10 protein-coding genes are annotated in these 10,487 nt (G+C 67.0%); 7 read left to right on the top strand and 3 right to left on the bottom strand.

What is annotated here, in order from left to right:
* The 3 genes from VFC51_08305 to VFC51_08315 all read left to right on the top strand — a co-directional run.
* Positions 1–682, top strand: a 682-nt coding sequence (locus VFC51_08305; protein HZT07020.1) for an amidohydrolase family protein, incomplete at its 5' end; no start/stop codon positions are given.
* 10 nt (positions 683–692) lie between these two features.
* Positions 693–1,685: an LLM class flavin-dependent oxidoreductase gene (locus VFC51_08310; GenBank protein HZT07021.1), complete on the top strand. Its 993-nt coding sequence runs from the start codon at positions 693–695 to the stop codon at positions 1,683–1,685.
* Positions 1,686–1,739: 54 nt separating this feature from the next.
* Positions 1,740–3,173, top strand: a complete 1,434-nt coding sequence (locus VFC51_08315) for a UbiD family decarboxylase (protein HZT07022.1) — start codon at positions 1,740–1,742, stop codon at positions 3,171–3,173.
* A 175-nt stretch (positions 3,174–3,348) separates the two neighbouring features.
* Here VFC51_08315 and VFC51_08320 read toward each other — a convergent pair whose 3' ends face one another.
* The gene (locus VFC51_08320; protein HZT07023.1) at positions 3,349–4,275 is read right to left on the bottom strand and encodes a sensor domain-containing diguanylate cyclase; all 927 of its coding nucleotides are present in this window, start codon (positions 4,273–4,275) and stop codon (positions 3,349–3,351) included.
* Positions 4,276–4,411: 136 nt separating this feature from the next.
* Positions 4,412–5,143, bottom strand: coding sequence for a response regulator transcription factor (locus VFC51_08325; GenBank protein ID HZT07024.1), 732 nt, complete (start codon positions 5,141–5,143; stop codon positions 4,412–4,414).
* A gap of 218 nt (positions 5,144–5,361) precedes the next feature.
* On the opposite strand from VFC51_08325, the gene VFC51_08330 reads away from it, so the two are divergent.
* Both VFC51_08330 and VFC51_08335 read left to right on the top strand, forming a co-directional pair.
* The gene (locus tag VFC51_08330; protein ID HZT07025.1) at positions 5,362–6,555 is read left to right on the top strand and encodes a Rieske 2Fe-2S domain-containing protein; all 1,194 of its coding nucleotides are present in this window, start codon (positions 5,362–5,364) and stop codon (positions 6,553–6,555) included.
* 321 nt (positions 6,556–6,876) lie between these two features.
* Positions 6,877–7,338 (top strand): hypothetical protein, encoded by a 462-nt coding sequence (locus VFC51_08335; protein ID HZT07026.1) that lies wholly within the window; start codon positions 6,877–6,879, stop codon positions 7,336–7,338.
* 37 nt (positions 7,339–7,375) lie between these two features.
* Here VFC51_08335 and VFC51_08340 read toward each other — a convergent pair whose 3' ends face one another.
* The gene (locus VFC51_08340; protein HZT07027.1) at positions 7,376–9,082 is read right to left on the bottom strand and encodes a peptide ABC transporter substrate-binding protein; all 1,707 of its coding nucleotides are present in this window, start codon (positions 9,080–9,082) and stop codon (positions 7,376–7,378) included.
* Between the two features lie 157 nt (positions 9,083–9,239).
* Here VFC51_08340 and VFC51_08345 point away from each other — a divergent pair, with 157 nt between their 5' ends.
* Positions 9,240–10,199 (top strand): hypothetical protein, encoded by a 960-nt coding sequence (locus VFC51_08345; protein ID HZT07028.1) that lies wholly within the window; start codon positions 9,240–9,242, stop codon positions 10,197–10,199.
* A gap of 30 nt (positions 10,200–10,229) precedes the next feature.
* On the top strand, positions 10,230–10,487 hold a 258-nt coding region (locus tag VFC51_08350; GenBank protein ID HZT07029.1), incomplete at its 3' end, for a Rieske 2Fe-2S domain-containing protein.

Genomic DNA, 10,487 nt, shown 5'->3' on the forward strand with positions numbered 1-10,487 from the left:
CTTCTTTCCCTACGACGCGGCGATGGACGAGGGGATCGCCTATGCGAAGTGGGCGCGGGCCCGCGGGATGACCGTCAAGATCCACTCGGGCGGCGTCTCGCGCTCCGGGCTCAGCACCCCCGCCGGGGCGGCGGTCGTGAAGGCGCTCCAACCGGACATCGTGGGGCACGCCAGCGGCGGACCGATCCCGATGCCACTGGCGGATCTCGAGGAGCTGATCCGGGACACGGACGGGTACCTGGAGGTCGCCTACGCCGGCAATCCGCGCTGGTCGGTCCGCCTGGTGGAGCAGCTCCGCCAGCTCCATGCGCTGCATCGGATAACCGTGGGCACCGACACGCCGTCGGGCACCGGCACGGCGCCACGCGGCATGCTGCGCACGATCGCCCTGATGACATCTCTCGGCGGCATCTCCGCACCCCAGGCGCTGTGTTTGGCCACTGGCAACACGGCGCAGGCGCACGGACTGCGCACCGGCCTCGTTCGGCCCGACTATCCGGCCGATCTGTTATTGATGGGCCGAATTCGCGGCGCGAACGGCGCGAACGCGCTCGACGCGCTCTCCTCAGGCGATCTGCCGGGTATCTCGATGGTCCTCGTGGACGGAGAGGTCCTGGTGGGCGGGCGCAGCGAGCAGATGCCCCCGCCCGAGCAGTTGGCTCAAACCGTCAAGCAACGGTGAGGAGGCGGCGGTGCCCCGCGTTCCGGTGAGCGTTGGACTCTTCCCGATCGAGCCTCCACGGCGCATGGTGGCTCTGGCGCAGCTAGCGGAGGAGCTGGGCTTTTCGTGCGCCTGGGTCGGCGATTCGCAGATGATCTGGCGCGAAGCCTACGTCGTGCTGGGCGCGATGGCGCAGGCGACGACGCGAATCGAGCTGGCGACCGGGGTGACCAACCCGGTCACTCGCCACTCCGCGGTCACGGCGGCCGCAATGGAAACGCTCCACGAGTTGACCGGCGGGCGGGTACGGCTGGGCATCGGCCTCGGCGACAGCTCCGTCGAGACGCTCGGCGCGCGGCCGGCCCGGCTCGGCGATCTGGAGGCGGCCGTTCGCGACATCCGGGCGCTCATTGCAGGCGAGACCATCGACCCCGGCGCGGTGCCGCTACGTCTCACGTATGCGAGCCCCGGCGCCCGCGTGCCAGCCTATCTGGCGGTCAGCGGTCCCCGGATTCACCGGCTCGCGGGCAGGCTTGGCGATGGCGCGATCATCCTCGTGGGCGTGGATACGTCGTTCCTGGAGGCGTCACGGACGGAGCTCGAGCACGGCGCGGCGGAAGTCGGACGGGACCTCAAGGCTGACGGGTTCAAGACCGTCTGCTGGACGCCGTGCTCGATCGCCGAGGACGGCCACCAGGCGAGGGTGGCGGTCAAGGCGCACGTCGCGCGCGTCCTGAAGCGGGATCTGCCGTTTCCTCTCAGCCCGAAGGATATGGCGATCGTCCACGAGATCCGCAGCCGCTACGAGTACTACGAGCACATGGTGGTGGGCACGGCCCATGGCGACATCGTGCCCGACGAGCTGGTCGAGAAATTCGCAGTTGCCGGCACCCCGGCCGAGGCCCGAGAGCAGATGGAGCGACTGGCGGCCACGGGGCTCGTGGACGAGATCGCGATCATCCCCCACGCCCACGACCCTGCCGACCGCGAGCGCATTCTCCGAATCGTCGCAGAAACGCTCTGACCCGCGCGCCCCGACCTGGGTCGGGCCTCGCGGCGACGACATGAGGGAGGGCACATGACGGACGTGAGCGACCTGCGGGGCTATGTCGCAATGCTGGAAGCGATGGGCGAGGTCCGTCATTTTGAAGGGGTGGACCTGCACCTGGAGGTGGGGGCGCTCACGGAGCGCGCGGCAGAAGAAGAGGGGCCGGCGCTTCTGTTCGATCGCTTCCCCGCGTTCCCCCCGGGCTATCGCGTTGTGTCAAACGTGTTCCGGACCTGCAAACGGACCGGCCCGGCCATGGGCATCGCGCCCGAGCTGCGCGGCATCGAATATCTCTACGCCTGGCGCAAGAAGCTCGCGGGGTATCGGCCAGTACCCGTTCAGTACGAGGAAGGCGGGCCCGTTCTCCAGAATCAGATGGCCGATGACGCGGTCGACCTCTTCGCGTTCCCGACGCCCACCTGGCACGAGCTGGATGGCGGGCCGTATCTCGGAACCGGCTGCGGGGTCATCACGCAGAATCCGGAAACCGGTCAGGTCAACATCGGCACGTACCGGGTCATGATCCAGGACAAACACACCGTCTCCGTGAAGATGAACATGGGCAAGCATGGGCGCCTTGCGTTCGAGCGGGCGCGCGCCAACGGCAAGCCGCTGCCCATCGCCATCACCATCGGGCAGGCCCCGGCGATCTTCCTCGCAGCGCAGATGCCGCTCCCGCCCGACGTGAACGAGTTCGAGTTCGCCGGCTACCTCCAGGGAGCGCCGGTCGCAGTGATTCGCGGGCCCGCGACCGGCTTGCCGATCCCCGCCAACGCCGAGCTGGTCCTGGAAGGGGAGCTGCCGCCCCTCCGCGATGACGAGATGCCCAGAGAGGGGCCATTCGGCGAGTGGCCCGGGTACTTCACCGACGCGAACGTGGGCGAGACGCCGATCATGCTGGTGAGGCGCGTGTACTTCCGGGACGATCCGATCATCCTAGGCGCGCCGCCCCTCAAGCCGCCGGCCAGCTACCTGCCGATACCTCTCGGCGCGGCGACGCTGTGGGAGCAGCTGGAAAAGGCCGGAATCCCGGACGTCAAGGGCGTCTGGGGGTTTGTCTATGGAGGACAGCCCGGACCCTTCACGGTCATCGCCATCAACCAGCGGTATGCGGGCCACTCCAAACAGGCGCTCCTCGTCGCCGCCGGGGCGCGCGCCGGGGCGTACGGCGGGAAGTTCGTCGTGGTGGTGGACGACGACGTCGACATCACCAATCCGGCGGATGTGATCTGGGCCATCGCGACGCGCTGCCACGTCCGGGAAGGGCTCGACATCGTGAAGAGCGTCTGGGCCTCGGTGACCGAGCCGGCGCTTCCACCCGAAGAGCGATCGCCACGCGGCTACGCGTCGGACCGCGTGCTGATCGACGCGTGTCGCCCCTTTAAGTGGATCGATCAGTTTCCGGCCGTCAACGCGTTCCCGAAGGACTTTAAGGACAAGATCGCGCAGAAGTGGGAGCTGTAGTCCGCCCGGCACCTACCGCCAAGGAAGGTGCGCGTCACGATCGCACCTCCTAAGCGGGTGCGGTAGCACGCCGCGCCCTTCGACAGGCCGGTCCTGAGCGAAGCCGAGGGCCCAGGGCGAGCGGCTTGTCCCGCACGCTGGGAGGTCATGGCGTTGGGACCGGCGCCGACGCCGGTCAGGGCTTATCGGCCGACTCCACCCGGTTCCGTCCGCGGCGCTTGGCCTTATACAGGGCTTGGTCAGCGCGAGCCACCAGCTCAGCGGCGGACGACCCGGCCAGCGGCTCCGCGGCCGCGACTCCCGCGCTGATCGTCAGGTACTTCGTCGGGCGACGCGTCGGATGGGGAATGCGCAGACTCTCCACGCTGGAACGGAGGGCCTCTCCGATGTCCATCGCGACGGGCAACGTGGTGTGCGGCAGCAAGACGGCGAACTCCTCGCCCCCGTACCGGGCCACGACTTCCCCCGCGCGGCGAACGATCGCGACGAGCGCCTGCGCGACGTTGCGCAGAGCGTCGTCGCCCGCGGGATGCCCCAGAACGTCGTTGTAGTCCTTGAAATGGTCGATGTCGATCATGACGAGGGCAAGGGCGGTCTCGTCGCGCCCGGCCCGGCGCCACTCCTCGTCGAGCAGCGCGTCGAAACGCCGACGGTTGGCGACTCCGGTGAGGCCGTCGGTCCACGACAGCTCCTCGAACTGCCGTTCGAGCCGTTTGCGGTCTGTGATGTCACGAACGGTCGCTACCACGAGCCGACCTTTCGCCGAGCCATTGTGCAGCGGGCTCAACATGATCTCAGCGGTGAATTCGTCACCGTTCTTCTTGAGCGCCGGGATCTCGAGGACGCCGCGCGCGCTGAGAATGTCGCTGCGGCCCGTCCGCGCGTATCGGGCGAGACCCGCCCGGCATTGCTCCTTGAGGTGACTGGGAACGAGGTCCTCCACGACGAGATCGCGTGCCTCGGCCGCGGAGTAGCCAAAGAGCGCCTCGGATGCCGGGTTCCAGAGGAGAATTCGGCGCGTTGCCGCGTCTCCCACGATGACGGCATCGCGAATGCTCCCGAGGAGTGCCTCGACTCCAATGTCCGCAGGCTCGCTGGTCACTTGATCCGTCCATCGTCTGGGTGGTCCGTGCTCCGGCCGGAGCACATCATAACCCGGCCTCGTACGTCAATCGGGTGCGGAGAGGCGTCTCGGTGGGAGATCGGTCTTATCGGGCGAGCGCCCAGAGATCGAGGCGCTAGTTCGCGACGGATCGCTCCACGTAGGCGCGATTCAGCGATGATTCCGCGGGGGCGACGAGGCGATAGCCGGCGCCGCGCTGGGAGACGATGGCCGGGGCGACGTCCGCGGCGGACTCGAGCTTGGTGCGGAGTCGATGGATCTGCCCGTCGATCGCTCGCCCACCGCCGATGTTGGCGTAGCCCCAGACCTTCATGGCCAGCTCCGGGCGCGAGACCACTTCATCTGGCTTGCACGCCAGAACGCAGAGCAGGCGGTATTCCGTCGGCGTGAGGCGGACGGGATGCCCGGCCAGGGTGACACGGCGGGCAGTTCGGTCTATCGTGAGCTGGCCCACCCGAATCTGGTCGGCTTCGGGGGCCGGCGCCACGCGGCGTCGCATGCTTCGCCGCAAGACAGCATGGATGCGAGCCTCCAGCTCGTGAATGTCGACGGGATAGGCCAGGAAGTCGTCGGCGCCGAGCCGCAGGGCGAGGGTCGGATCACACCGCCGACGCGTCTCGCGAAATGTGATGATCGGGAGGTCGGGCCACTGGGCGCGAAGGTCCGCGCAAAAAAGGAGGCCATCCGCGTCGGAGAGCTGCAGATCGAGCACGACCAGGTCCGGTCGGACTCGATTCACCATGTCCCTGGCGTCGTCCGCGCGTTCGGTGCTCCAAATCCTGTAGCCCGCAAGGGACAGAGCCCCCGCGATCTCGCCCGCGTGCTCGCTCGTCCCGATGATGAGCACCGCAGGGCCCCTTTGAGATGGTCCTGAATATCGTTCCACCGACGCGCTTGTGTCTGCCACGGCACCCTCGACCCCGCAATTCTTGACATAATGATACAAGAGGGGCGTGAATTTTGACGATCCGGACCCTTCGGGCGCCAGAGAGCCCGGGGCCCACCGCTATAATCGGACCGCCGAACGTGGCGCGCGAAGCCACCCTACCCGAGCAGGAGGCGCGGATGTTTCTCACGTCTGAAGAGAACCGACGGCTGACGCAGGTCGGACCCGGCACCGATGGTGGAAACCTCCTGCGCCGGTACTGGCACCCCATCGCCGGGCTCCACGTTCTCTCCGACCAGCACCCCACCCATTTCGTGCGGCTCCTCGGCGAAGATCTGGTGCTGTTCCGGGACAAGGCCGGCCGCGTCGGGCTCCTTGCAGACCACTGCGCGCATCGCGGCGCTTCCTTGCTGTATGGACGGGTCGAGGAGCGGGGAATCGCCTGCGCGTACCACGGGTGGCTGTACGACGGGCGCGGCAACTGCCTGGAGACGCCAGCGGAGCCAGCCGGTAGTCGCTTCCACTTGTCGGTGAAACAACGGGCCTATCCCGTCGAGCGCCTCTTCGGTCTGTACTGGGCGTACCTTGGGCCGGCTCCCGCGCCGCCCATTCGCCGCCTCGACGTGATGGATTACCCGATCGAGCACGTGATGGAAACCCAATTCGATGCGAACTGGGTCCAGGTCGTCGAGAACAACCTCGACGGGGCCCATATCTACATTCTCCACCAGAACACCATGAGCGGCCACCGCGAGCCGTGCACCAGCACGACGCGCGGCCTCATCCACACTCTGGTCTCGCTCGATTACAACGAGGTCTCGTTCGGCATCATGCGGCGCATGGTCACGGCCGACGGCTATCTTCAGGAAGACCCGATGATCTTTCCGAACATGCTTCGCCGGCTCACGGAGCTGTCAATCAAAGTGCCGGTCGACGACTGCCACACGAAGAAATACGTGATCTTCGTCAATGGGGAGCGGCCCAACCCGACGCCCAACGATGAGCCGTCCGACTACTACGTCTTTCCGCCCAACGAAGCCAAGAGCGCGGCCGATTGCGTCTACCCCGACGCCACCTACCGAATGGACAAGCTCCGCTACCAGGACGTGATGGCGATCGAGACGCAGGGCCCGGTGACCGACCGTGCGAGCTGGCACCCGGCGACGACGGACCGCGGCGTCGCGATGTTCGATCGTCTGCTGCTGCGGCAGATGGACCGCGTCCGCGACGGGCTCGATCCCATTGGCGTCACGTGCGAGGCCGACGCGGTGATCGATACGAACATGGCGGCGATGCGCATACGGGCGGGCACCGCTCCGGTCCCCCAGGGCGTGCTGGTCCACCAGCGGCGACGATCAGCGGTCCTCGCCTGAGTTCGCAGTCGCGGAGCCGCATCCCAGACAGGGGCAAATTGCCCCGGCTATTCGATCCTGCACGTCCGATTGCGGTGCCTCCCCCCGTCAGTCGGTAGCGCAACAGTGCATCGAATCGGTCGCAACATCGTCTCACGCGCGTTACGCGGGCGGCGGCTGAGTCTGACTTCTCCCGCGCTATCCTGAAACACAGGACATGGCGGACGTTGACCCATTTTCGCCCGGGCGCCTCCGACGATTCCCGGGCATGAGGCGACCAATCCGTGCCATCACGGTGCTCCGTCCTTCCACCTGTCATTCCCGGTCACTACTGGAGGAATCATGCGCGCCGGTACCATCTTGCTTGTCACCCACGATCGTTCTGTGGAGCAGCTCGCAGGCTCGCTTCAGCGGGAGGGTATCCCGTGCGAGGTTGTTCAATCGCCCGAGCAGGTCGCGACGATGCTCAGCGCGGCACGCGCGGGGGGCCCGGAGGGGCCGCGCTCCCACGCCGCGGCTATCGTGGACGCCGATCTGCCACAATCGTTGCTTCGAGAAGCCCTCTGGCTCTTTCACGGCGCTCAGCCGATTCCGATGCTCGCCCTTCTGTCGGACGGGAGTCCGGCCGAGCTGATCGCCGGGTCCTTGAACCCCGCGCGCGACGCGTGGGCGATGAAGCCGCTCGATCCTGATGAGCTTGCCCTTCGGCTCAAGGCATTGCTGCTCCACAACGGGTCGGAGATCCCGAACGTTGAACCGGACCTGTCCGCGAGCCAGCCGAGTCGCGTCGGTCACGCCGCGTAAGAGCGTCATGGCGTCGCGGGTCGAGGCTTGCCGCGACCTACTGGATGTCCCAGGTCTGCGCGTTCCAGGCTTGCGTGATCTCGGGCTGGCGCGCGGTGACGTTGACGAGGTGTGAGCCGATCATCGTCGGCTCCGCGTCGAAGAACAGGCCGAGCTGCGTCACCTGATCGGCGATGTGGTAGATGATCTGGCCGAGCAGACGCACGCGCTCGTCCGTCGGCACGGTCGCGAAATACTGGTCGAGCAGCGCGTCGAACTCCGGGTTCTTGTAGCGCGACGTGTTCCCCGACCGAAAGTTGTTTTCCGGCAACGGGTTGCGAGAGCTGTGCAGGTTCTTCAAACCCGGCAGGTCGCTCGTGTACCGTTGCAGGTAGAAGGCGGGAAACGTGAAGACGTACGAGTTGTCGGCTGCGCGCTGGCGGGACATCGTGACCGGGTCCACCTTCACCCCAATCTTTTGCCACTGATCGGCCACCGAGAACATGCTCTTTTGGTTGATGTCGGTGGTCGTGGCGCGAATCTCCACCGACAGCGGCTGCCCATCCGCGTCGACGAAGAAGCCGTCGGCCCCCTTCGTGTATCCGATCTCCTCGATCATCTGAGAGGCGCGCCGCGGGTCGTATGCGTAGCGGGGCAGCCGCGCCTCGATCTCCTGGTACTGCGGCTGGTTGGGGAACATGAAGCTCTCCGCTACGCTGCTCTGTCCACCGAGCAGCACGTCCACGAGCTGCTGCCGGTCTATCGCGTGCAAGAGGGCGCGGCGGAATCGAACGTCCGTCACGACGACGGGGTTCGGATTGAGGAACTGCGGGTAGATGGACACGGCGTTGGCTGGCGCCATGTCCACTTTGCCATCACGCCACTGGGCGCGCACTTCCAACGCCTCCTCGACGGAGAGGGTCTTCCCCAGGGTGAGGATCACGTCGCCGGCGAGTAGGCGCGCGACGATCGTCGTCGGGTCCGCGACGAACTGAATCTCGATGGTGTCGATCTTTGGCCGTCCGAGAACGTAGTCGTCGAAGGCGTCCAGCACCAGGGAGGATCCGCGGGAGAACTCGCGCACCCGAAACGGCCCGGATCCGACGAACTCGTCGCCGAAATACGGAGCCTGGGTGAAGTTCGCCTTGTTGTTGTCATAGGTCGCCGCGAGCAGGCGCTTGGGAAGCGGCGTCGCGTACGAGCGCGTGGCGAACATCGCGTCAGCCTCGATGTACGGACGCATCCAGTGGACCGTCACCGTCCGATCGTCCACGGCCTCGACCCAGTCGATCGCGGCGAACGCGGCGTCGCCGAACTCCGGCACGTCTGGGTCCTGTCCCACCTGCACGGCGAACAGCAGGTCGTCGGTCGTCACCGACCCGCCATCGTGCCACTTCGCGCCGCTCTTGATTTTCCAGGTCGTTTCCATTCGTCCGTCGGGGAATACTCTCCAGAGGCCGTTCTCGACGGTGGGCACGGCCTCGGCCAGCACCGGTTGCTTCATGCCCTGCCGGTCCATGTTAGTAAGCCCCACCTGCACGAGCTCCTCGACGGCGTCAGCCCCGCGCTGACCGAAGCCCGAAAGGCGGCCGAAGGGTGATACCGGGTCGCCCATGATCGCCGCGGTGACGCGCTTTGGCGCCGCCGACTTCTGGCCATCGCCGGTCGTCGAGCCGCGGGGGCCGGGGCGCGATTGCTCCAGGCTGCACGCAGTGAGAAGCGCCAGGATGACGCCCCCCACGAGCGAGAGACGGAGATGGGCCATCACACCTGAACCTCCGACCGTGGTGCTGTGCGCTATAGCGCCCCTGCTTATAGCACAAGATGCTCGATGCGGTACGATGTGCTCTCACCGGGGCGTCGGCCGCCGCGCACCACCGGAACGCCCGTCCGTCGCCTCATCCCGTGATCTGGGAGGTCCCGTGGCAGTCGCGGAGCTGACACTCTCCGTCATCCCATCGCCCCTGACCAGGCCCGTGCTGGACGGGCGCGCCACTGTGGCGGGCGCATCGGTGGACCCGCGCCAAGCGCGGAGTGTAAATGCCAATTCCCTGGAGATGCTCGACCTGGCCTACGACGTCGCCGAGATGTCCCTCGCCACGTTCACGAAGGCGCGCGAGCAGGGGCGGCCCATCGTCGCCCTTCCCCTCTTCACAGGGCGTCGCTTTCTGCAGCCGGGCGTCACCTTCGCCGCCCGCGCTGGCATCCATGACCCGTCCGAGCTGCGTGGCAAGCGCGTAGGCCTGCCCCAGTTCTGGATGACCTCCTCGGTCTGGCATCGGCTCGTGCTGCGCCAAATGCACGGCGTAGCGCAGCACGAGGTCCATTGGGTCACCACGGCCCGGGAGCGGATGGGCGCGCTCGCCATGCCACCGGTTGTCGATGTGCGCATGGACGCCAGCGGTCGGAGCCCGCGCGACCTCATGCGCGATGGCGAGATCGACGCGGCTATGGCGGCGGGTGGCGGCAGGGGCGACGGCCAGGCCCACGGTGATGGGGTCGTCCCCGCGTATCCGGACCTGGTTTCGGCCCAACGGGACTACTACGAGCGGACGCGCATTTTCCCTATCATGCATCTCATCGTCATGAAAGAGGAGCTGGCGCGGTCGCGACCCGAGCTGATCGAAGGCCTCTGTCGCGCGTTTCTGGAGGCCAAGGCGCTGGGCCTGCGCGAGGCCATCGAAAGCGAGCAACCCCTCGTCGGCGCGTCCGCCGATGAGGCCCGCCGACTCCTCGGCGACGACCCGTGGCCGTACGGGCTCGCCGCCAATCGCGACGCGCTCGAAACGTTTGTCAATGACGCACGGGACCAGCATCTTCTGGAGCGGCCTATGGCAGTGGACGAGCTGTTCGCCTCGAACCTGCCCGCCGACCTGCGCTGATCTGATCCTGGCGGCGGTCGGAGGGTAACGATGCTGACAACAGAAGAGAACGAGCTGCTCACGCGCGTTGGGCCCGGGACGCCGTGCGGGGAGCTGTTGCGGCGCTACTGGCAGCCGGTGGCCGCGGCCTCCGAGCTGGCCGAGCGACCGATGAAGCGTGTCCGGCTCCTGGGGGAGGACCTGGTTCTGTTTCGGGATGCCCAGGGCGGCTATGGGCTGCTGGGGGAGCACTGCTCGCATCGGGGGACGTCGCTGTATTACGGGTTTCTGGAGGATGGGGGTCTGCGG

The organism is Chloroflexota bacterium, assembly GCA_035652535.1.
In the GTDB taxonomy this organism is placed as follows: domain Bacteria; phylum Chloroflexota; class UBA6077; order UBA6077; family SHYK01; genus DASRDP01.

Coding starts and splice junctions, on each gene's coding strand:
- VFC51_08315 (HZT07022.1), top strand. CDS start 1,740: ATGACGGACGTGAGCGACCTGCGGGGCTATGTCGCAATGCTGGAAGCG.
- VFC51_08330 (HZT07025.1), top strand. CDS start 5,362: ATGTTTCTCACGTCTGAAGAGAACCGACGGCTGACGCAGGTCGGACCC.
- VFC51_08335 (HZT07026.1), top strand. CDS start 6,877: ATGCGCGCCGGTACCATCTTGCTTGTCACCCACGATCGTTCTGTGGAG.
- VFC51_08340 (HZT07027.1), bottom strand. CDS start 9,082: ATGGCCCATCTCCGTCTCTCGCTCGTGGGGGGCGTCATCCTGGCGCTT.